Origin of the sequence: Marinobacter excellens LAMA 842 (assembly GCF_001574445.1) — a bacterium.
In the GTDB taxonomy this organism is placed as follows: domain Bacteria; phylum Pseudomonadota; class Gammaproteobacteria; order Pseudomonadales; family Oleiphilaceae; genus Marinobacter; species Marinobacter shengliensis.
Genome location: NZ_LOCO01000002.1, coordinates 295,689 through 318,265, shown reverse-complemented (window position 1 = coordinate 318,265; position 22,577 = coordinate 295,689). Strand labels below are relative to the sequence as shown.

Annotated in this window: 19 protein-coding genes; 1 reads left to right on the top strand and 18 read right to left on the bottom strand. The window is 57.3% G+C overall.

Features of this window, described 5'->3' with window-relative positions:
* Nucleotides 1–7: 7 nt before the first annotated feature.
* The 14 genes from purF to leuC form a co-directional block, all read right to left on the bottom strand.
* Nucleotides 8–1,531 (bottom strand): amidophosphoribosyltransferase, encoded by a 1,524-nt coding sequence (purF, locus tag J122_RS03535; protein ID WP_061331147.1) that lies wholly within the window; start codon nucleotides 1,529–1,531, stop codon nucleotides 8–10.
* Between the two features lie 34 nt (nucleotides 1,532–1,565).
* Complete coding sequence (locus J122_RS03530; protein ID WP_061331146.1) at nucleotides 1,566–2,135, bottom strand: CvpA family protein; 570 nt, start codon at nucleotides 2,133–2,135, stop codon at nucleotides 1,566–1,568.
* 92 nt (nucleotides 2,136–2,227) lie between these two features.
* A complete protein-coding gene (locus J122_RS03525; RefSeq protein WP_061331145.1) occupies nucleotides 2,228–2,908 on the bottom strand; it encodes an SPOR domain-containing protein in 681 nt (226 codons plus the stop codon).
* 92 nt (nucleotides 2,909–3,000) lie between these two features.
* On the bottom strand, nucleotides 3,001–4,299 hold the full coding sequence (gene folC / locus J122_RS03520; protein ID WP_061331144.1) for a bifunctional tetrahydrofolate synthase/dihydrofolate synthase: 1,299 nt from the start codon (nucleotides 4,297–4,299) through the stop codon (nucleotides 3,001–3,003).
* On the bottom strand, nucleotides 4,280–5,209 hold the full coding sequence (gene accD, locus J122_RS03515; RefSeq protein WP_058089715.1) for an acetyl-CoA carboxylase, carboxyltransferase subunit beta: 930 nt from the start codon (nucleotides 5,207–5,209) through the stop codon (nucleotides 4,280–4,282). The genes folC and accD overlap by 20 nt, the downstream gene beginning before the upstream one ends.
* Before the next feature lie 38 nt (nucleotides 5,210–5,247).
* On the bottom strand, nucleotides 5,248–6,060 hold the full coding sequence (gene trpA, locus J122_RS03510) for a tryptophan synthase subunit alpha (protein ID WP_058089714.1): 813 nt from the start codon (nucleotides 6,058–6,060) through the stop codon (nucleotides 5,248–5,250).
* A 17-nt stretch (nucleotides 6,061–6,077) separates the two neighbouring features.
* Nucleotides 6,078–7,286 carry a tryptophan synthase subunit beta gene (gene trpB / locus J122_RS03505; protein WP_197463805.1) on the bottom strand — a complete coding sequence of 403 codons (1,209 nt, stop codon included), beginning with the start codon at nucleotides 7,284–7,286 and terminating at the stop codon, nucleotides 6,078–6,080.
* Nucleotides 7,279–7,908 (bottom strand): phosphoribosylanthranilate isomerase, encoded by a 630-nt coding sequence (locus tag J122_RS03500; protein WP_061331143.1) that lies wholly within the window; start codon nucleotides 7,906–7,908, stop codon nucleotides 7,279–7,281. The genes trpB and J122_RS03500 overlap by 8 nt, the downstream gene beginning before the upstream one ends.
* Nucleotides 7,905–8,813 carry a tRNA pseudouridine(38-40) synthase TruA gene (gene truA, locus J122_RS03495; protein ID WP_061331142.1) on the bottom strand — a complete coding sequence of 303 codons (909 nt, stop codon included), beginning with the start codon at nucleotides 8,811–8,813 and terminating at the stop codon, nucleotides 7,905–7,907. The genes J122_RS03500 and truA overlap by 4 nt, the downstream gene beginning before the upstream one ends.
* Before the next feature lie 88 nt (nucleotides 8,814–8,901).
* A complete protein-coding gene (locus J122_RS03490) occupies nucleotides 8,902–11,967 on the bottom strand; it encodes a FimV/HubP family polar landmark protein (protein WP_061331141.1) in 3,066 nt (1,021 codons plus the stop codon).
* 313 nt (nucleotides 11,968–12,280) lie between these two features.
* The gene (gene asd / locus J122_RS03485) at nucleotides 12,281–13,396 is read right to left on the bottom strand and encodes an aspartate-semialdehyde dehydrogenase (RefSeq protein WP_061331140.1); all 1,116 of its coding nucleotides are present in this window, start codon (nucleotides 13,394–13,396) and stop codon (nucleotides 12,281–12,283) included.
* Between the two features lie 126 nt (nucleotides 13,397–13,522).
* Nucleotides 13,523–14,596 (bottom strand): 3-isopropylmalate dehydrogenase, encoded by a 1,074-nt coding sequence (gene leuB, locus J122_RS03480; RefSeq protein ID WP_061331139.1) that lies wholly within the window; start codon nucleotides 14,594–14,596, stop codon nucleotides 13,523–13,525.
* A 17-nt stretch (nucleotides 14,597–14,613) separates the two neighbouring features.
* On the bottom strand, nucleotides 14,614–15,261 hold the full coding sequence (gene leuD / locus J122_RS03475) for a 3-isopropylmalate dehydratase small subunit (RefSeq protein WP_061331138.1): 648 nt from the start codon (nucleotides 15,259–15,261) through the stop codon (nucleotides 14,614–14,616).
* A gap of 17 nt (nucleotides 15,262–15,278) precedes the next feature.
* Nucleotides 15,279–16,697, bottom strand: coding sequence for a 3-isopropylmalate dehydratase large subunit (leuC, locus tag J122_RS03470; RefSeq protein ID WP_061331137.1), 1,419 nt, complete (start codon nucleotides 16,695–16,697; stop codon nucleotides 15,279–15,281).
* A 487-nt stretch (nucleotides 16,698–17,184) separates the two neighbouring features.
* On the opposite strand from leuC, the gene J122_RS03460 reads away from it, so the two are divergent.
* Nucleotides 17,185–18,060: a LysR family transcriptional regulator gene (locus J122_RS03460; protein ID WP_061331135.1), complete on the top strand. Its 876-nt coding sequence runs from the start codon at nucleotides 17,185–17,187 to the stop codon at nucleotides 18,058–18,060.
* Here J122_RS03460 and J122_RS03455 read toward each other — a convergent pair whose 3' ends face one another.
* From J122_RS03455 to J122_RS03440, 4 genes are all read right to left on the bottom strand, one after another.
* Nucleotides 18,061–19,206 (bottom strand): MFS transporter, encoded by a 1,146-nt coding sequence (locus J122_RS03455; RefSeq protein ID WP_227510081.1) that lies wholly within the window; start codon nucleotides 19,204–19,206, stop codon nucleotides 18,061–18,063.
* Nucleotides 19,207–19,236: 30 nt separating this feature from the next.
* Entirely contained in the window at nucleotides 19,237–20,331 is a 1,095-nt protein-coding gene (aroC, locus tag J122_RS03450) for a chorismate synthase (protein ID WP_061331133.1), read from the bottom strand.
* 35 nt (nucleotides 20,332–20,366) lie between these two features.
* The gene (prmB, locus tag J122_RS03445; protein WP_061331132.1) at nucleotides 20,367–21,272 is read right to left on the bottom strand and encodes a 50S ribosomal protein L3 N(5)-glutamine methyltransferase; all 906 of its coding nucleotides are present in this window, start codon (nucleotides 21,270–21,272) and stop codon (nucleotides 20,367–20,369) included.
* Nucleotides 21,273–21,350: 78 nt separating this feature from the next.
* Nucleotides 21,351–22,577 (bottom strand): patatin-like phospholipase family protein, encoded by a 1,227-nt coding sequence (locus tag J122_RS03440; RefSeq protein ID WP_061331131.1) that lies wholly within the window; start codon nucleotides 22,575–22,577, stop codon nucleotides 21,351–21,353.

The following is a 22,577-nucleotide window of genomic DNA, read 5'->3' as shown; positions in this document are numbered from 1 at the left end:
TAGGGGTTCAGTCTTCGTCATTATGGAGGTCGATAATGGCATTATCACCATCGATGATCTGCCCACCGGGACGCTTCTCGTCTTTACGCAGGTCCTCGAGCCGGCGCAGGTAGGCTTCGTCTACGTCACCGGTTACGTAATCACCGGTAAACACCGAGCACTCCCAACCATCGATATCGTCGTTGACATCGTTGACGCAGGTAATCAGGTCTTCCAGGTCCTGGTATACCAGCCAGTCAGCACCGATCTGCTCCCGAACCTCCTCCACCGAACGGTCGTGGGCAATCAGCTCACTGGCCGAGGGCATATCAATGCCGTACACGTTGGGATAACGCACAGGCGGCGCTGCCGAGGCGAAGTAGACGTTCCGGGCACCGGCGTCCCGGGCCATCTGAACGATTTCCTTACAGGTGGTTCCCCGGACGATGGAATCATCCACCAGCATGACATTCTTGCCGCGAAACTCCAGGTCTATGGGATTGAGCTTCTGGCGCACCGACTTCTTCCGCATTTTCTGGCCGGGCATGATAAACGTCCGCCCGATATAGCGGTTCTTGATAAAGCCTTCGCGGTATTTGACACCCAACTGATAGGCCATCTGCATGGCCGAAGTCCGGCTGGTGTCCGGAATCGGGATCACCACATCAATGTCATGGTCCGGCCGCTCCCTGAGCACCTTGTCTGCCAGGGTTTCGCCCATGCGCAGTCGTGCCTTGTAAACCGACACGCGGTCCATGATGGAGTCAGGGCGCGCAAAATAGACGTGCTCGAAGATGCATGGATACAGCTTCGGGGATTCCGCACATTGCTCGGTGTAGAGGGTACCATCGGTTTCGATATAAACCGCTTCACCCGGTGCAATATCCCGAACGATCTCGAAACCGGCGGCGTTCAGAGCCACGCTCTCCGAGGCGATCATGTATTCTTTCTGGCCATCTTCGCTTTCCCGCACACCGTAACAGGCCGGGCGAATGCCATTGGGGTCCCGGAAACCGACAATGCCGTAGCCGGTAATCATGGCGATCACGGCATAGGCACCCCGGCAACGCTTGTGCACGGCGCGGACGGCGGAAAAAATCTCATCTTTGGTCGGGTTCAGTTTCCCAAGCTTCTGCAGCTCATGGGCAAATACGTTGAGCAACACTTCGGAATCGGAATTGGTGTTGATGTGGCGCAGATCGGTGCGGAACAAATCGCTGCTCAGGTCATCGGCATTGGTCAGGTTGCCGTTGTGCGCCAGAGTAATGCCGTAGGGGCTGTTCACGTAAAACGGCTGGGCCTCGGCAGAGCTTGAACTGCCAGCGGTGGGGTAACGGACGTGACCGATCCCCACATTGCCTACCAGTCTGCGCATATGCCGGGTATGGAATACGTCCCGGACCAGGCCATTGTCCTTGCGCAGAAAGAACCGGTTATCCTGAAAAGTCACAATACCCGCCGCATCCTGGCCACGGTGCTGGAGAACAGTCAGTGCATCGTAAAGAAGCTGGTTGACGTTTGAAGTACTGACAATACCGACAATGCCGCACATGGCTGGGGAACTCTCCGAGTGTTAAATCTGAATGTTAACGGGATGCAGGCGTGGGTTCCACGCCTTCCTGCTCTGTTGAGGATTCGGTGCTGTACCCGGCCCCTGCTTCGGGGCCCAGGAACCGGGCAAATTCATCACCCAGGGTTCGGCGGGACCAGTCTTCGACCACCGCCAGACGGTCGATCATCACGGACGTTCTCCACCAGGTATCTTCGGCAAGCGGTGTGTAGCGGGTAAACGCGATACCGGCAATGACCACCACCACACCCCGCAGCAACCCGAACCCCATGCCGAGAACGCGGTCGGTGGCTGACAATCCGGTCGCCCGCACCAGATGACCAATCATATTATTGATAATAGCGCCCACAATCAGGGTGCCGAAAAACAGAATTGCAAAGGCCGCAATCAAACGCACCAGTGGTGTTTCCACGGTGGATTCAAGCAATGACTGCATCTGAGGATGGAACGTGCGGGCAATGATGAATGCCGCAACCCAGGTCACCAGCGACAGGGCTTCGCGAACAAAGCCCCGCTTCAGACTGATCAGCGTGGAAACAGCAATCAGAGCAATGATGACCCAGTCAATCCAGATCAGCGCGTCCATGAAAAACCCGATGGAGAAAAGAAAGCGCGAATTCTAACAGGAAACCGGGCGTCACCAAACCGCCTGAGGCTCATAAATTGCAAGTCACCGGGTCACTTTCCGCCGGAGGTAACCAGGCTGTTCAGTGAGAAGGCATCATCCAGGGCTTTCTTGGCGGCCTCGGCCTCGGACTTGTTGACAAACGGCCCGCTGAACACCCGGGTCAACGTGGTGTCGCCGCGCTCCACTTGCTGCAGGTGAGCGCCGTACCCCATGTCGCGAACATTGTCGCGCAGCCGGCGGGCATTGTCGGCATTACCAAAGCTGCCAAGCTGGACAACCCAGGCACCTTCAAGTGACCGGGTGAACTCAGCGGATTCCTCCGCCGAGCCGGCAGAAGTGGCCGGCTCAGAGGATTGCGAAACCTGTGGCTGAGGTTCTGAACTGGCTGCACGGCTATCCGTCGTGCGGGTAACCGGCTCTGCTACCTCGGCCGCGGGCTCGCGGGCGCTGGACGATTCTGGCGCAGACTCCTCAACGCCTTCAATCAGTCGATAACCGGGAGCTGATTCCGTAGCGGGAGGGTCCTGAGGCGCTGAATTCATGCCGTAGTCGCTGCCGCCAAGGGCCGGCTCCGGGGGAACGTCCACTTCAGGGAACGGCGGCTCCTCGGGGATGGTGACAGGCCGGGACTGGCGCTCGGAATGGGGCTCGTCAAATATCATCGGCACAAAAATCACAGCCAGGGAGACCAGAACCAGCGCACCAATGATTCTTTGTTTCAATCCGTTCACGAGAAAGGGCTCCCTTAACCTAACAGTTTGGTACTGATACTAACCGCCGAGTGCCGTTAACACAAAGCTCCGGCGCCTGCCATGGACAAAGTTTAAGAGACTTCGCCGGCAAGTCGGGCCCGGGCCTCCGCAACAGTGTAGAACGAACCGAATACCACAATGGTGTCGTTCTCGCCGGCCTCCGCCAGTGCCGAAGAGATGGCATCAGCCACAGACTCAGACGCCGTGCAACCGGCAATTCCGCAAGCCCGCGCCCGCTCCACCAGAGTCTGCACCTTCAGCCCGCGCGGCACATCGAGACCGGCGAACCACCAGTGTTCGACAACTGGCGCCATGGCCCGCATTACCCCCTCCACGTCTTTATCCGCCAGAGCGGCATAAACACCGAACACCTTGCCCTGCCCTGACCGCTGCAACTCAAGCCGCTGAGCCAACCAGCGTGCGGCATGGGGATTGTGACCAACATCCACGATCACATCCGGCCTTGTTCTCAACCGCTCAAAACGCCCCGGCACCGTTACAGACCTGGCTGTATCCGCTAACAGGCTGACAGTCATGGTTGGCGCCAACACCCGCGCCAACACCACCGCTGCCGCAACACTTTCGACAGGTAGCGGGCCGGCCGGCAGGGTTATACTGAGCCCCTCAATCGTCAGCTCAACGGAATCGCCAACCGGCCTGAGCCGGTAATCACGCCCGGTCACCTTAAGATTGACCTTCTGCGCGGCGGCCTGCTGAAGAACAGAGGCGGGAGGCTCCGGATCTGCACAGACCGCAGTAATCCCGGGCCGCAGAATACCGGCCTTTTCGAAGCCGATCACTTCCCGGTTATCGCCCAGAAAGCCGATATGGTCGATATCAATAGAGGTGATCACCGCGAAGTCAGCGTCCAGCACATTAACGGCATCCAGACGTCCACCAAGGCCGACCTCCAGAATCCAGTCTTCGACACCCGCGTCGGCGAGCGCCACGAAGGCTGCCAGGGTTCCGAATTCAAAGTAGGTCAGGGAAACCTTACCCCGTGCCGCCTCCACTTGTTCGAAGGCGGATATCAACGCCGCATCGCTGATATCCTGACCGTTAATCCGCACCCGCTCGTTATAACGCTGAAGGTGGGGCGAAGTATAAGCTCCGGTGGTTCGCCCCGCGGCCCGCAAAAGCGACTCCAGGGCCGCCACGGTCGTGCCTTTGCCGTTGGTGCCCGCTACAGTGATGATTCGCGCTGCTGGCTTTCGCGGAAACAGGCGGCGCAAAACCACCAGAACCCGATCCAGGCCAAGGTCAATTTCGGTGGGATGAATGGCTTCCAGATACTGAAGCCACTTTTCAACAGACGCACCGGCCCCGGGAGGGACCGTTACGGGCCTTGCGTCAGTGCTGGGAGTGTTCATCTGTGTCAGGTTTTTCCGTGATCTCGAACTCGATGGGATCTTCTGTCCCTGGCTTTTCCTGGCCGGTGAACTTGGCAAGAACGTGGGCTACCCGCTCGCGCATCTGGTGCCGGTGCAGAATCATATCGATAGCACCGTGTTCCAGCAGGAATTCACTGCGCTGGAAACCTTCCGGCAGTTTCTCGCGGACGGTCTGCTCGATCACCCGGGGGCCCGCAAAACCGATCAGCGCATAAGGCTCGGCTATATTGAGGTCGCCCAGCATCGCGAGGCTGGCAGACACACCGCCGAACACCGGATCGGTCATGATCGAAATGTAGGGAATGCCTTCCTGCTTGAGCTTCTCCAGCACTGCAGCGGTCTTTGCCATCTGCATCAACGACAGAATGGCCTCCTGCATACGGGCGCCACCGCTGGCAGAAAAGCAGACCAGGGGAATACGGTGCTCAAGGGAAACATTGGCCGCCTGTACGAATTTCTCACCAACCACCTGGCCCATGGAACCGCCCAGGAAGTTGAACTCGAAAGCACAAGCCACCAGGGGAACGCCCATCGTTGAACCCTTCATAGCGACCAGGGCGTCTTTTTCGCCGGTTGCTTTCTGGGCTGCGGAAAGCCGGTCCTTGTAGCGCTTGCTGTCCTTGAACTTGAGCCGATCAGAAGGCTCCAGTTCTGCGGCTATTTCTTCGCGGCCGTCCTTGTCGAGGAAGATGTCCAGCCGGCGCCGGGCAGACACACGCAGGTGGTGGTTACACTTCGGGCAAACGTCCAGGTTTTTCTCGAGTTCAGGCTTGTATAAAAACGCCCCGCACTTGGGGCACTTCTTCCACAGCCCTTCCGGCACCCCGGTACGTTGCCGCGATTCCGAGCGAATCTTGCTCGGCATGATCTTATCCAGCCAGTTACTCATGCTTTCATCCTGTCCTTTGATGCCTGGAAGCCGGCCCCTCAGGATGCCAGACTATCCAGGGCTTCACGCATCGGGTGCAACAGATCCGTCAGCGCCTTGGCCAGGGCTTCGGGATCTGTCTGGTGTCGGGCTATTGTATCGACCAGCACGCTTCCGACAATTACACCATCGGATACTTTGCCAACGGCAGCCGCTGTCTCCGCATCCCGGATTCCGAATCCGACACCGACCGGCAGCGCCGTCAGTTCGTGCACATGGGCCACTTTTTTCGCCACTTCATCAACATTGATGGTTGCCGACCCAGTCACGCCCTTGATTGAAACATAGTACACATAACCGGATGAGTGTTCGCTGATTGCCTTGATGCGCTCATCCGTGGTAGTGGGCGCCAGCAGGAAGATTGGGTCCATGTTACGGGCGGAAAACAATGGAGCGACGTCTTCGGCCTCTTCCGGCGGCAGGTCAACGGTGAGGATACCGTCTACACCCGCATCGGCCGCAGCATCCGCAAACGCCTCGTAACCCATGGCTTCCATCGGGTTCAGATACCCCATCAGTACCACCGGTGTGGTGGTGTTGGCCTTCCGGAATTCCTTGACCATTCCGATGACCTGGCGCAGGGACGTGCCATGCACAAGGGCTCGCTCACAGGCAAGCTGGATAACAGGCCCGTCCGCCATGGGATCGGAAAACGGCACGCCCAACTCAATGATGTCTGAGCCAGCATCCACCAGGGTGTGCATCAGGCTGACCGTCTGCCCCGGCTCTGGGTCACCGGCGGTGATATAAGGGATCAGCGCCTTACGACCCTGCTCTTTCAATGATTTCAGTACGCCTTCAATTCGGCTCATGCCTGCTCCTGATACCTTCAGATCTCAATGCCATCCAACTGGGCAATGGTGTGAATATCCTTGTCGCCACGGCCGGAGACATTGATCACGATCATCTTGTCCTTGTCCATGGTTGCTGCCAGCTTAAGCGCGTAGGCAACCGCATGGGCGGTTTCCAGCGCCGGCATAATACCTTCAACACGGGTCAGCTTGCGGAAACCATCCAGCGCTTCGTCATCGGTGACCGAGACATAATTGGCGCGACCGATGTCTTTCAACCAGGAGTGCTCTGGGCCTACTCCCGGATAATCCAGGCCAGCGCTGACCGAATGGGTTGCTGCGATCTGGCCGTTTTCGTCTTCCATCAGGTAAGTACGGTTACCGTGAAGAACCCCCGGGCGCCCGGCACACAAAGGTGCGGCATGCTGACCGGTTTCGATACCCAGGCCGCCTGCTTCAACACCATAAAGCTCAACGTTTTCATCAGACAGGAACGGATAGAACATGCCGATGGCATTAGAGCCGCCACCAACACAGGCTACCAGCGCATCCGGCAGTTTACCCGCCTGCTCAAGGGCCTGGCGACGGGTTTCCCGACCAATCACCGACTGGAAATCGCGAACCAGCAGTGGATAAGGATGCGGGCCGGCCACGGTACCGATGATATAGAAGGTTTCATCAACATTGGCCACCCAGTCACGCATGGCGTCGTTCATGGCATCTTTCAGGGTTTTGGTGCCGCTCTGGACCGCATGCACGGTGGCCCCGAGGAGCTTCATCCGGTAGACGTTGAGGGACTGGCGTTTGACGTCTTCCGCCCCCATGAACACATGGCACTCAAGCCCAAGCCGCGCGCAGACCGTCGCGGTTGCCACACCATGCTGTCCGGCCCCGGTTTCAGCAATAATTCGTTTCTTGCCCAGGAAACTGGCCAGAAGCGCCTGGCCAATGGTGTTGTTCACCTTATGAGCACCGGTATGGTTGAGGTCTTCACGCTTCAGCCAGATCTGGGCACCACCGGTTTCCCTGGTCAGTCGCTCGGCAAAATACAATGGACTGGGACGCCCCACATAGTCCGCCAGGTCTTTATCGAAAGTGGCCTGGAATTCGGCATCATCTTTCAGCCGGAGATACTCTTTCTCCAGCGTCATCAACGAGTCCATCAGGGTTTCAGAAACAAACCGGCCACCGAAGGCACCGAAGTGACCTTTCGCATCCGGAAGCGCCTTCAACATCTCTTCAGTCAGTTTTACAGACACGGTGAACCTCTTTCATAAAATCGGATAGTTTGGTGGCGTCTTTCTTGCCCTTGCTCTGCTCCACCCCTCCGCTTACGTCGACAGCCCAGGGCCTGACTTCTTCAATGGCGCGGGCTACGTTAGCAGAAGACAACCCACCGGCCAATATCAGGGGTAACGGCCGGTGTTCAGGAATCAATGCCCAGTTGAAGGACTGCCCAGTTCCCCCATAGCGATTCGGATCCCAGGCATCAACCAGAAGGCCGGAGGCCTTGCGATAGTCATCAAAGGCGTTCTCTATCTGACCCTCTTCGCGAACCCTGACCGCTTTGATCCAGCGGCGTCCGAAGCTGTCACAGACGTCCGGGGATTCATCGCCGTGGAACTGCAACAGATCCAGCGGAACCTGATCCAGCACACTCTCGACAAACCGGACATCCGGATTCACAAACAAACCGGTCAGCGTGACGAAGGCAGGTATTCGATTCGCCAGCGCCCTGGCATGCTCAACCGTGACCGAGCGTGGGCTCGGCTCATAGAACACCAGACCGATCGCATCTGCGCCGCACCTTACCGCGACGTCAATATCTTCGGGCCGGGTCAAGCCGCAAACTTTTACACGGGTGGTCATGTTTCTGACACCGGTTGTTTGGGGTGAATGTGCGTTGGCTCAATAGGACCGTTCTCACCGTCGGTGAACCAGGGACTTACGAAACCGGGGCCGCACAGAGCCCGCGGTATTGCGTACTGATCCGGGTAGCCAACATCCACAAGATAGAGTCCGTCCGGTGGTGCGGTCACACCCGCCAACTTGCGATCTTTGCTGGCCAACACCTCACCAATCCATGGTTCAGGCTGCTTGCCCGCCCCTACGGCCATCAAGGCGCCGGCAATGTTGCGCACCATATGGTGTAGAAAAGCGTTGGCCTGAACATCTATTACGACATAGTCGCCCTTTCGGGTTACCGAAATCCGCTCAAGATAACGAACCGGCGTTCTGGACTGACAACCGGCTGCCCGGAACGAACTGAAGTCGTGTTCACCGACAAGCACCTGAGCCGCCCTGTGCATACTGGCAACGTCAAGCGGCCGAAAGGTCCAGCTCACCTGCCCCCGCTGAATCCCGGGCCTGACAGGACGATTCAGAATAACATACCGGTAGCGACGATAAACCGCCGAGAAACGTGCATGAAAATCTGCCACCCCGTTACCCGCCCAGTGCACGGAAATATCATCCGGCAAGGCGGTATTCATGCCCATGACCCAGGAGCGGAGATTCCTCACCGAGGGAGTATCGAAATGGGCCACCTGAAAGCTGGCATGAACGCGGGCATCCGTACGCCCTGCGCACACCAGGTCAACCGGGTGATCAGCAACCCTGGACACGGCCCTGGCCAGCTCGCTCTCCACTGACCGGACACCACTTTTCTGGAGTTGCCAGCCATGAAACCCGCGACCGTCGTATTCAAACGCAATGGCTACCCGACCGTTACCGATCGCATTATCTGTGGTCAAAGGCTGAGAATTGAGAAACAAGGATTGGTCCGTCGAAAAGAGTTCACTGAAAAACAAAGCGCCGGCCTTATGGCCGGCGCTGTTGCCGATATAACGAGATTATAACGGATCAGGAAAGATTTTTAAGGAGCTCCTGAGCTTCCGCCTTCTGCTCGTCGTTTCCTTCCAGAGCGACCTCTTCAAGGATATCACGGGCTCCGTCGCTGTCCCCCATCTCGATGTAGGCCCGGGCCAGATCGAGTTTGGTGGCTGCTTCGTCAGTCCCGGCAAGGAAATCGAAATCATCGTCCTCGCCCAATGACTCCTCATCGATATCAAGCGCGGAACTTTGCTCCGGCTTTCCGTCCAGCGATTCGGACGCCAGCGGAACCAGATCGTCATCCATGGCATCAGCCTCCTGCTCAGTAGCCCCGGGCTCACCCTCCTGAGTCTGTTCACTTGGCGGCTCTGAGTCAGCCGGTTCTTCGCTGCTGAAGGCGTCTTCCAGACCAAGCTCTTCATCCAGGGATGCGGCTTCCTGTTCCGGACCTGCGGGCTGCTCGTCAGACTCAGAGAACTCTTCCATCAGGGCGAGATCCTCGTCAGACACATCAAGTTCCAGGTCGTCCAGCGTAGACTCGTCAAGGTCCAGCCCTTCCGGCTCTCCTTCTTCCTCAGCAACCTTGTCCAGTTCGGCATCAAGCTCGTCCAGGAAGGACTCATCCAGGGCATCCACGTCGCCCGACAATTCATCCTCAACGGTTTCCGCATCTCCAACCTGTTCTGCTTTATCAGACTCCTCTTCCAGTCCGAAATCCAGAGTATCCTCTTCCGCTGTCTCAACCGCCGGCTCTTCGGTGGCTTCGTCTTCAAGTGCGGACTCGAAATCGAAACTCAGATCCTCTTCGTCGGCTTTGGCCTCGCCCGAGTCTTCAAGATCCATTTCGAGAGAAGAGAAATCCTGCTCTTCGGAAGTGTCGACGGCGGATTCGTCTTTTTCAGATACCTCAAGACCGGAAAGGTCGTATTCAATCAGATCGTCGGGAGAATCACCCTCCTTCTCGACGTCCGATTCCAGCTCTCCGAACTCGTTCTCCTGCTCAGGCTCGGGACTGGCCTCAAACTCGTCTGCTTTCAAGTCATCGGACAGTTGCCACTCATCATCAGACGGTAATTCGTCTTCCTGACCAAGCTCTTCCTCTGTCGCCACCGAAGTACTGAAGGAATCAGACCGCAGTTGCGACTCAAGGTCGTCGATGCTTGGCATAGACTCGGCTTCTTCAAGGCGCTCGCGGAGAACCGTTGCCTGCTCAATAGCAGCTTCGTCTTCCAGGGCCTCAATTTCACCGTACTGTTTCTCGAACGAATCACGATCCTGACTGTCCGCGTATACCCCAAGCAGCTTCAACCGGAGATCAGTGCGGCTCGGCTCCCGGGAAATGGCGGTTTCAAGTACCTGTGCTGCCTGATCATGACGACCATAGGCAATGTAGGTGTCGGCTTCGGCCAGGGCATCAGCGCCTTCTTGCTGATCGCCAGCTTCGTCTTCCAGGCTCAGATCAAACGAATCGCTTTCGCTACCGTCCTCGCTGTTGAGTTGATCGTAGAATGCCTTTTCACGATTGGCGTTCCGGCGTGCAACCAGCAGAAGCAACAGCAACAGCAAAACCAGACCGCCACCCAGGGCAATCTGGTACATCGGATTGTTTGAAATGGCGTCAATCACATTGCCGGGGAAACCCTTCTCCGCGGCGGGAGGGGCAACAGGAGTTGGCTGACGAGGCTGTTCGCTCGGCTGCTCTGCTGCCGGAGCGGCGGCCACGTCTGTCTCTTCCGCTTCCTGCTCTGCCGCTTCATCGACGGGTTGCGCTGATTCGGTAGTCGCGACTTCCTCACCGGCGCCATCAACGCCACTGTCGTCTGTCAGCTCATCCATTGCGGCCTGCTCGCCACCCTCAGCTGCGGGCATCTCTTCGAGCGCTTCCGAATCGTCCTCGGCGACCTCGTCAGCGCCGTCAACTGCCGACAGTTCTTCGGCCTCGTCGTCCGGGAGCTGATCTGCTGCTGCCTCTTCAGCCGTCATACCCTGCAAATCTGCAAGTTGGCTGTTCTTGAGCTCCAACAGACGCTGCAGGGTGGACACCTGATCCTGAAGATCCGCCAGGCGGCTGTTCAATTCTTCGTTTTCGCGGCGCGTGGCTTCCAGTTCTTCCATTGCTACCGCTGAGCCTACGTCGCTGCCGCCCGGCAAATCGCCGTCACCGCCAGCAGAGCCACCCTCGGTTACGTCTCGGGATTCACCATCAGCTACCAACAGGCGCAACTCATCGCCGGCAGTACCAGCCTGGGTAGGCGCCGGGGCAGATTCAGCCTCTGCGGTACGGGTGGCATCAACCGTGCGGGACTGGAACGCCTCATTCTGCTGCGCGACCACCCGGTTGGCTTCCGCCTGACTACGGCTTCGAATCTGTTCCAAAGTCGGAACTCGCAGGACTTCACCGCGCTTCAAACGGTTGATATTGTCACCGATGAAGGCATTCGGGTTCTGGTCCTGAAGGGCCAGCATAACCTGCTGCATGGACACAGAGCTGTCCGGGCGGACACGCTGGGCGATGGTCCAGAGTGTGTCTGATGGACCGGTCGGGCCGAACGTGTCAGCCTGATAACCCCGGGCAAGTGAACTCTCGGCCTGGGCCTGGCGACGCACAGACTCCTGGCTACGGGGCGCTGCCTGCCTTGGACTTGCTGGCGCTGCCGAAGGAGCACTCACCTGCTCCTGAACACCGGAATCTTCGGCATACACTGGTGGATCTACCAGCACCGAATATTCCCGCATCAGTCGGCCATTAGGCCAGGTCAGCTCCAACAGAAAATTCAGGTAAGGTTCCCGGAGTGGCTCCCGGGAAGAGACGTTAACAACGAGACTGCCGTCAGAAGCGGTAACCACCTCAAACCTCAGCCTGCTCAGAAACTGGTGGCGATCAATGCCAATCCGCTGATAAGCGGCTTCCGGTGCAACATTTACAAATACATCACCGGGATCCACGCCACGACTTTCACGGAGTGATATTTCCGCATCCAGGGGCTCATTCAGCCAGGACTGCAGTTCAATTTCCCCCAGCCCCAACGCCTGAGCGACACCGGAACCGAGCCCTCCCGCCAGCGCCATGGCAACCGCAAGCTTGCGTACCTTCATGCTTTTTCCTTTCCAGTCTCCGTTATTCTTTACTGCTGTATCTCAACAGAATCGGACGAGGTTGGATGACTTCCGTCTTTTTAGTTCTCGTTGTTATATCGCAATTATACCGTTCAGTTTGGCAAGTATTGTTGATAAAGCCTCTTTTATCAATCAATCAGCCGCAATCCTTGCACCGTTTTTTTACCAATCGGGCGGAACTCCTTAACAGCCCTGAAAATAACAGGGGCGGACGCTGAAATCAGCCTCCGCCCCACTCCGGCATACGAAAAACCGGACACAGTTGGCATTAATTACCACTGTGTAACACTATTTAACGTTCCTGCAGAATCCGCAACATGCGGCGCAGAGGCTCAGCGGCCCCCCACAGCAACTGGTCACCCACGGTAAACGCAGAAATGTATTCCGGCCCCATGGACAACTTGCGAATCCGCCCAATGGGGATACTCAGGGTGCCGGTCACTTTCGCCGGTGTGAGCTCCTGCATGGTGGCATCACGATCATTCGGGATGACTTTCACCCAGTCGTTGGCCTTGGCAAGGATACCCTCGATTTCCGCAACCGACAGGTCTTTCTTGAGCTTGATCGTCAACGCCTGGCTGTGAGAGCGCATGGCGCCAATACGAACACAGATGCCGTCGATAGGAATCGGATTGTCGCTGCGGCCAAGAATCTTGTTGGTCTCAACGCCCGCCTTCCACTCTTCCTTGCTCATGCCGTTATCGAGCTGCTTGTCGATAAACGGAATCAGGCTGCCCGCCAGGGGCACACCGAAGTGCTCGGTGGGAAAATCACCGGAACGCATGGTGTCAGTCACCTTGCGGTCGATTTCCAGGATGGCGGAGGAAGGATCGGCCAGCTCAGACTTGACGCTCTCATTCAACGCGCCCATCTGGCTCAACAGTTCCCGCATGTTCTGGGCACCGGAACCGGAAGCCGCCTGATAGGTCATCGGAGAGACCCACTCAATCAAATCCTGCTCCAGCAGACCACCCAGGGCCAGCATCATCAGGCTCACGGTGCAGTTACCGCCAATGTAATCTTTTACGCCCTTATCCAGGGCGGCATCGATTACGTTGCGGTTGACCGGGTCCAGCACGATGACGGAGTGATCCACCATCCGCAGGGACGATGCCGCGTCAATCCAGTAGCCATCCCAGCCTGCATCACGCAGTTTCTGATAAACGGCTGAGGTGTAATCCCCGCCCTGACAGGTCAGGATAACGTCCATGCCTTTCAGGATGTCGATATCAAAGGCATCCTGGAGTGGCGGAACGCCTTCTTTGCCTACGTCCGGGGCCGGCTTGCCCGCCTGGGAAGTGGTAAAAAACACCGGATCGATGTCGGCAAAATCGTTTTCTTCACGCATGCGCTGCATGAGGACTGAGCCCACCATGCCACGCCAACCTACAAGTCCAACTCGCTTCATGTGCGACCTTTGAACCTCACATTATGCCCGCCCGCTACCGTTATCGCTGGCAGGGACAGGATGGATGATCCCGCAGTGGCAGCATCGCGCCACTGTCGGGTCTCGGTTTAGCGAATCAGGGCTGACTCAAAGCGCATTGAGAACAGCTTCACCCATTTCCCGGGTTGAAACCTTCTTACCACCGTCTGACATGATGTCTGCGGTGCGCAGCCCCTGATCCAGTACCTTGCTGACCGCCGCTTCAATCGCTTCTGCGGCTTTTTCCTCATTCAGGCTATAACGCAGCATCATGGCTGCACTGATGATGGTGGCCAACGGGTTGGCAATGCCCTGCCCGGCAATATCCGGCGCCGAACCGTGGCAAGGCTCGTACATGCCCTGCTTTTCAGAGTTCAGCGACGCCGACGGCAACATGCCGATGGAGCCGGTGAGCATAGCCGCTTCGTCAGAAAGAATATCACCAAACATGTTACCAGTCACAATCACATCGAATTGCTTGGGTGCGCGCACCAGCTGCATGGCGGCGTTATCCACGTACATGTGGGACAACTCGACATCCGGGTATTCCCGCTTCAGATCTTCCATGACTTCGCGCCACAGCACGGTTACTTCCAGTACGTTGGCCTTGTCTACTGAGCACAGCTTTTTGCCACGCTGTTGGGCTGCCTCAAAGGCGACGCGGCCGATGCGGCGAATCTCGGACTCAGTGTATTGATAGGTGTTGTAGCCCTGGCGTTCACCATTCTCCAGCTCGCGTACACCGCGGGGCTGTCCAAAATAGATACCGCCGGTCAGCTCGCGCACGATCAGGATATCCAGGCCAGAAACCACTTCCGGCTTCAGGGAAGAAGCGGAGGCCAATTGCTGATACAGGATGGCAGGGCGCAGGTTGGCGAACAGCTGAAGGTTGGACCGCAAACCCAGCAAGCCCTTCTCCGGGCGCTTGGCCATCGGCAGGCTATCCCACTGAGGACCGCCGACGGCACCCAGCAGAATGGCGTCGGCATTGCGCGCCTTCTCCAGGGTTTCGTCCGGCAGCGGTGAGTCCGTGGCATCGATCGCCGCACCACCCACAAGAGCCTTGTCGAAGGTCAGGCCAAGATTGAACTGATCATTGACCTTGTTCAGAACCTTTTCCGCTTCAGCAACAATCTCCGGACCAATGCCGTCACCCGGCAGAAGCAACACATTACGGGACATATCAAAATCCTTGTTTATCAGTTTCCAGCGTTAAACAACCAGGGGGCAGTCTGGCGGCGAGCATCTTCGTAGGCGCGAATGGCATCGGCATCTTCAAGGGTCACACCGATATCATCAAGGCCATTGAGCAGACAGTGACGACGGAAATTATCGACATCAAAACTGTAAGACTCACCAGAGGGGGTCGTTACTGTCTGAGCTTCCAGGTCCACCGTTAACTCATAACCGTCATTAGCCTCTGTTTCACGGAACAACTTATCAACAATTTCTTCATCAAGAACAATGGGTAACAAGCCGTTCTTAAAGCAGTTATTATAGAAAATATCAGCAAAGCTCGGGGCAATAATCACCCGAAAACCAAAGTCATCCAACGCCCAGGGCGCGTGCTCACGGCTGGAGCCACACCCAAAGTTCCGGCGGGCCAGCAGCACACTGGCGTTCTTGTAGCGGTCCTGGTTGAGCACAAATTCCGGGTTCAGCGGGCGGCCAGAGCAATCCTGGTCCGGCTTTCCTTCGTCCAGGTAACGCAGCTCATCAAACAGGTTCGGGCCAAAGCCCGTGCGCTTGATCGACTTCAGAAACTGCTTGGGAATGATCATGTCCGTATCCACATTGGACCGGTCCATGGGGGCAACAATACCCTGGTGTTGCGTAAATGCGCGCATGGTCTCTCTCCTGTGGATCAGTTCAACAACTCACGAACATCAACAAAATGGCCAGACACGGCTGCCGCCGCCGCCATCGCCGGGCTCACCAGATGGGTACGCCCACCAAAGCCCTGACGGCCCTCGAAGTTCCGATTGGACGTGGACGCACAATGCTCGCCCTGCCCCAGCTTGTCGGCGTTCATGGCCAGACACATGGAACAACCGGGATCACGCCATTCCAGGCCCGCCTCGATGAAGATCTTGTCCAGACCTTCCTGTTCTGCCTGGGCTTTCACCAGACCAGAACCCGGCACAACCATCGCCTGTTTCAGGCTGGCGGCCACCTTGCGGCCTTTCACCACGGCCGCAGCTTCGCGTAAGTCTTCAATGCGGCTGTTGGTGCAGGAACCGATAAACACCCGGTCCAGCTGGATGTCGGTAATCTTCTGGTTCGGCTGCAGCCCCATGTATTTAAGCGCGCGAACAATGCCTTCACGCTTGATCGGGTCTTCTTCCTTCGCCGGGTCCGGCACATTGCCATCAACACCGGTCACCATCTCCGGAGACGTACCCCAGCTTACTTGCGGCTTGATGGCGGCACCGTCCAGCTCAACCACCTTGTCGAATACCGCATCGTCATCGCTGTGCAAGGTGCGCCAGTACTCAACCGCCTTGTCCCACGTTTCGCCTTTTGGCGAGAACGGACGGCCTTTCACGTAGTCAATGGTGATGTCGTCCACCGCCACCATGCCCACGCGGGCACCGCCTTCGATGGCCATGTTGCAGATGGTCATCCGGCCTTCCATGCTCAGGCCACGAATCGCCTCACCACCGAACTCGATGGCGTAACCGGTACCGCCAGCGGTGCCGATCTTGCCGATGATGGCCAGAACCACATCCTTACCGGTCACACCCGCGCCAAGCTTGCCGTTCACCTTCACCAGCATGTTCTTCATTTTCTTCTGAACCAGGCACTGGGTCGCCAACACGTGCTCAACTTCGGACGTACCGATACCATGAGCCAGGCAACCAAAGGCGCCGTGGGTAGAGGTGTGGGAGTCACCACAGACAATGCTCATACCCGGCAAGGTTGCCCCCTGCTCCGGCCCGATCACGTGCACGATGCCCTGGCGCTGGTCTTTGATCTTGAATTCCAGAATCCCGAACTCGTCGCAGTTCTTGTCCAGAGTCTCCACCTGGGTACGGGAAACCGGGTCAACAATGCCGTCGATGCCTTTGTCACGATCGGTAGTCGGCACGTTATGATCCGGCGTGGCGATGTTGGCATCAATCCGCCACGGCTTGCGGTTGGCCAGGCGCAGACCTTCAAACGCCTGCGGCGATGTCACTTCGTGCAGCAACTGCCGGTCGATGTAGATCAACGCAGAGCCATCGTCCCGCTGTTTGACCAAATGGTCGTCCCACAACTTGTCGTATAAAGTCTTGCCCGCCATGGTTGCTCTCTCACTCTCTGGGGGTTTCTGTTTATGCTCTCAGTTCGCCTATCTTACTCTTTCGCCCCGAATAACCTCAATTCATGTTTTTCATTCTTTGCATTCCTTTAGGTTATGGGCTTAATATTCCGGTTGTTTAGTGCAAGACGCAACTGGGTAGGTCAGGCTTTTCAAAACCCGCCTACAAGCACGTCCATGTGGGCTCGTTTCGGGCCGTCCATGGCCCTCAACGGTTTTGAAAAGCCTTCCCGCCCAGTCGCGCCCCGGACAATAATCGGGGCTTCTTTAGAACCAATGAATCGATCGGCTGTAACCCAAAGCTGGAGTTCCGGCTTGCGGGGCACCTTTCCAAAAATCTCGTAGGCCATGGATGGCCGGAGCGAAGCGCACAGGGATGTGCTCGTAGCGTTTTTTGAAAAGGTGCCCCGCAAGCCGGGACCTGCCACAGAACCAAAGGCCTATCCCAACCAGAGGCGGGACAACAAAAATGGACGCAAACTCCCTGAAAGCCTTCCTGACCATAGTCGACCAGGGCTCCTTCTCAGAAGCCGCCGAAACACTCCACCTGACACAACCGGCCATCAGCAAACGCCTCGCCGCCCTCGAAACCCAGCTTGGCACCAAACTCATCGACCGAAGCAACCGGGAAATCCGCGTCACCGAAGCCGGCGCCAGACTCCTGCCCCACGCCCGCAAGATCCTCGACGAAATACACAACGCCCGCCTCGCCCTCAGCCCAAACGCCGACACCATCGAAGGCGAGCTCCAGCTCATTGCCAGCCACCACATCGGCCTGCACCACCTGCCAAACTGGCTCAGGCGCTACCGCCGCGGATACCCACAAGTAACGCTGGACCTTCAGTTCATGGAATCCGACGCCGCCTACCACCAGATGAAGAAGCGTAACGCCGAGATTGCGTTCGTCACCCTCAGCGACAGCATGAACCCGGAATTCCGCATTCTGGTGCAATGGCCAGACCCGATGGCCTTTGTCATTGGCGCGGAGCATCCGCTGGCACAACTGAAACACCCACGGCTGGCAGACCTTGCCCAACACCCGGCCCTGCTGCCGGACACCAGTACTGCGACCTACCGGGTGGTCAGCCGATTGTTTCTGGAAGCGAACCAGCCACTGAAACCCTTGATGCCCACAAACTACCTGGAAACCATCAAAATGATGACCAGTGTCGGCCTGGGCTGGAGTGTGCTGCCGGTGAGCATGCTGGACAACAGTCTTCGGGTACTTGACGTTGGACACCCGGTTTCCCGGGTACTTGGCGCGGTGGCCCTGAGTGGCCGGCAATTGAGCAACGGTGCCCGGGCACTGCTTGAGATTGTCGAGGCTGAAGAGATCGGCTGCTAATCAATGACCAGAGTGGTCGTCCGGCACGGGCATTGGCTGTAAACCGCGCCAGGTCACGACAATAGCGATGGCCATGGCGAACGCACCGCCCCAGAATGCCGCGGAGGTACTGATTCCTTCCACCAGGAAACCGGACATCCAGGCGCCGAGGGCACCGCCGGCACCAAAGGTCAGGCCGCTGTACAAGGCCTGCCCCTGGCCATGGTGGTGCTTGCCAAAGAACCCCTGAATGTATTGCACAGAAATCGCATGCAACGCACCGTAGGACGCTGCGTGAAGCAGCTGGGCGAAGATAAGTATGGGCACGACCATGGTCAGTTCGGCAATGAGTATCCAGCGAATCATGGTCAGGAACAGAGCCCCGATAACAATCTGGCGCACACTGAACCGATGCGACAACCGGTGCATCACCAGAAACAGTCCTATTTCCGCCAGCACACCCAGTGACCAGAGCAAGCCAATCGACAGCTTGCCGTATCCATGTTGTTCCAGATGAATGCTGAAGAAGGTGTAGTAGGCACCGTGGGATACCTGCAGCAGGAAGTTCATCAGGAAGAAGGCAATAACAGCAGGATGAGTGACGATGGCTTTCAGGCTGCCTTTCGGAGCCGGCGGTTTACGCTCGCCCCGCTCCGCAGGCACCAGAAACGCCGATACGGCGATGCCTGCAAAGACGGGCAACAGCAGCCAGGGCAGATAACTGATCGGAACCCACTCCAGAATGGCACCCACGACAGCCACGGCACCGATAAAACCCACCGAGCCCCAGAGCCGAACCTTGCCGTACTTGTCTTTCCTCGTGCCAAGTGCCCGCAGGGTAATCACTTCGTAAAGTGGCAGGATCGCGTTCCAGAAGAAGGTAAAAGCCAGCATCACCAGAAGCAGGCCATAGAACCCGGGTTCCATGAACACACCGGCGAAGAACAGCGACCCGGTAATGGCGCCAAACCGGACCAATCGCACCCGCTGGCCGGAACGATCCCCCAGCCAGCCCCAGACGCTTGGCGCGACAATCTTGGTGAGCTGAATGGTCGCCATCAGAGTGGCGATTTGCAGATAGGAAAAGCCCTGGCCCTCCAGGTAGAGGGACCAATAAGGCAAAAGCCCTCCAAGGAGGGCGAAGAACCAGAAGTAGAGGTTAGACAGCCGCCAGTAGATGGTGACGCCTCCGTTTGATCAAAGCTGACCGATGACGGGTGTGCTCACTTCCACATCGCCATTCTGCCCCCGGTGGCGCAGGTAATGGTCCATCAACACGATGGCCATCATGGCCTCGGCGATAGGCGTGGCGCGAATGCCCACACAGGGATCGTGGCGACCGGTAGTAATCACCTCAACCGGATTACCATGCACATCAATACTCCGGCCCGGCAAACGCAAGCTGGATGTGGGCTTTAACGCGATGCTGGCAATAATTGGCTGGCCGGAGGAAATCCCGCCGAGCACGCCGCCGGCGTGATTGGACAAAAACCCTTCCGGCGTCATTTCATCCCGGTGTTCAGTGCCTTTCTGATCAATGCAGCCAAACCCGGCGCCGATTTCCACTCCCTTTACCGCGTTGATGCTCATCAGTGCGTGGGCCAAGTCTGCGTCCAACCGATCAAAAATCGGCTCACCCAGTCCCGGCGGCACACCATCAGCGACGACGTTAATGCGGGCACCGATGGAATCCCCTTCTTTGCGCAGGGCATCCATATAGGCTTCCATTTCTGGCACCTTGTCGGCGTCCGGACAGAAGAAGGGGTTCTGGTGCACCTGATCCCAATCGTGCTTTTCCGCCTTGATTGGCCCAAGCTGAGACAGGTAGCCACGAATGCGAATGCCCAGACGCTGCTCAAGAAACTTTCGGGCGACCGCGCCGGCGGCAACACGCATGGCCGTTTCGCGGGCCGATGACCGGCCACCACCCCGATAATCCCGTACACCATACTTATGTGTGTAGGTGTAGTCGGCGTGCGCCGGACGAAACTGTTCGGAAATCTTGGAGTAATCCTTGGAGCGCTGGTCGGTGTTCTCGATGATCAGGCCAATCGGCGTCCCGGTGGTTTTACCCTCGAACACACCAGAGAGAATGCGCACTTCATCCGCCTCACGCCGCTGCGTGGTGTGGCGGGAAGTCCCAGGCTTGCGGCGGTCCAGATCCTTCTGCATATCGGCTTCTGATAGTTCAAGGCCCGGAGGGCAGCCATCGATAATGCACCCCAGAGCAGCCCCATGGCTCTCACCGAATGTGGTTACGGTGAACAGTTTACCAAATGTATTTCCCGACATAATTCAGCACTTTATAAAGGTTTTATAAAATATTTTTAACTGTTTCTGACCTGCCATTCGCGCAGGTCAGCAGCCGTTACCAGAAACACGCCATCGCCGCCGCTATCAAATTCCAGCCAGGTAAGCGGCAGGTCCGGATAGGCATCATCCATGGCACCCCAGGAGTTACCTACCTCCACGATTAACAAACCATTCTCGGTAAGATGCTCCGCAGCCCCGGCGATAATACGGTGGGCAATATCAAGACCATCGTCGCCTGCAGCCAGACCCAACTCCGGTTCGTGACGGTACTCTTCAGGCATGTCTGCCATGTCTTCAGCATCCACGTAGGGCGGATTACTGAGGATCACGTCGTAACGGCCTTCGATGTTCTCAAACACGTCCGAACGGATGGTCTGAACCCGACCTTCCAGGCCATGCAACTCGATATTTGAGTCCGCCACTTCGAGGGCGGCCTCGGAAATATCAGACAGATCAACCTCGGCTTCATCAAAGACGGTGGCCGCGCCGATACCGATACAACCGCTGCCCGTGCACAAATCCAGTATCCGTTGAACGGGCTGGCTCCCCAACCAGGGCTGCAGGCCATTCTCCAGCAGCTCGCCAATCGGCGACCGGGGAACCAGCACCCTCTCATCAATGTTGAACGGCATACCCATAAACCAGCCTTCGCCCAGAAGGTAGGCGATTGGTACGCGCTCATTAATGCGGCGCTCGATGCGCTCAACAATCAGTTCGCGCTCTGTGCGCACCAGGCGCGCATCCAGGAACACATTGTTGTTTTCCAATGGCAGGTGGACACTGCGTAAAACCAGCTGCACGGCTTCATCCCACACGTTGTCGGTACCATGCCCGAAATACAACGGCGATGCCGCAAACCGTGACGCGGCGTAGCGCAGAAAGTCCCGGATGGTGTGTAGATCGTCAACTGGACTGGTCACAAAAACGTCTTCCTGGTCAGGCTAATGTAGCGCGGCATTATACGCCTATTAAGCACAGGCCTGCAGCCCACACACAGATTAAAGGGCCAACGGGCCGGAACTGCTGCGGCTTTGCTCAAACCGGTCCAGGGCGGCGGCCATACGCTCCCGGCCCAACTGAATCAGCTCCGGGGCCTTGTGATAATCGTAACTTCGGCTGGCGTTCTTGGGGATATTAACCAGGAGATCAGGCGGATACCCGGCAATCTTGTATTGAACCAGAGCACTCTGCATGGTTTCGATGGTGAGGTTCATCACATCAAATTTGCCAATGCCCAGCTTGTCCCAGTCAATGGTCTCGTGGTCATCTCGCTTCTGGTGATGAGCGGCCTTCTCCGGCTCCTCATGCCGGGCTTTCAAATCCTTCTCTTTATGCTTTTTCGCCATCTCCCGGGTGATTTTTTCTTCGGGAGATTCCCCGGTATCGAGTTTCCTGGAAGTCAGGGATTTAATGGCATCCCAGTCAAACCACCGTGAGGCTTTGTCACGGATGGCATCGACCCATTCATCCATATCACTGCCGGAGTCTTCATCGGCAAATGCCGCATCGGGAATTCGCCTTGGCTGTTCATCCTCGCCACTCAGGTTGACGGCCATGATCAAATCGGCGTGGGCAGAGATCGTCGGAATAATCGGCAGGGGATTCAGCAATGCACCGTCTACCAGCACCCTGCCATCCAGCACCAGAGGCGTCACAACACTCGGGATGGCAATGGATGCCCGGATGGCGCGATCCAGCGGCCCTTCCTGAAACCAGATTTCCTTGTGGGCAAGGAGATCGGTGGCAACCGCAGTAAACGCAATGGGCAAGTCTTCGATCCGGGTATCGCCCAGAATGTCACGGACCACCGAGAAGACCTTCTCTCCCCGAATAGCGCCGACCGAGGTGAAGGTAACGTCAAGCAGTTTAAGGACATCGAACTGGCCCAGCCCGGTCACCCAGTCCTTGTATTCCTTCATCTTGCCAGCCGCGTACATACCGCCGATCAGGGCGCCCATGGAACAGCCCGAGATCGCGATAATGTTGTAACCCCGCTCCTGCAGTACCTCAATGGCGCCAATATGGGCGTAACCCCGGGCACCGCCACTACCGAGGGTCAAGGCGACCGTTTTGCCGTTTCCGGTTTGCGAGGGCTTGCGTACAGTATTGGCCGGAGCTTCGGCCGGCGATACGTCAGAACTTGCCAATACTTTGTTGACGCCATCCTCTGCAGGCACTTGCTCACTGCCGACCTGTTGGTTGTCTGGCTTGTTGTCCCCGGACAT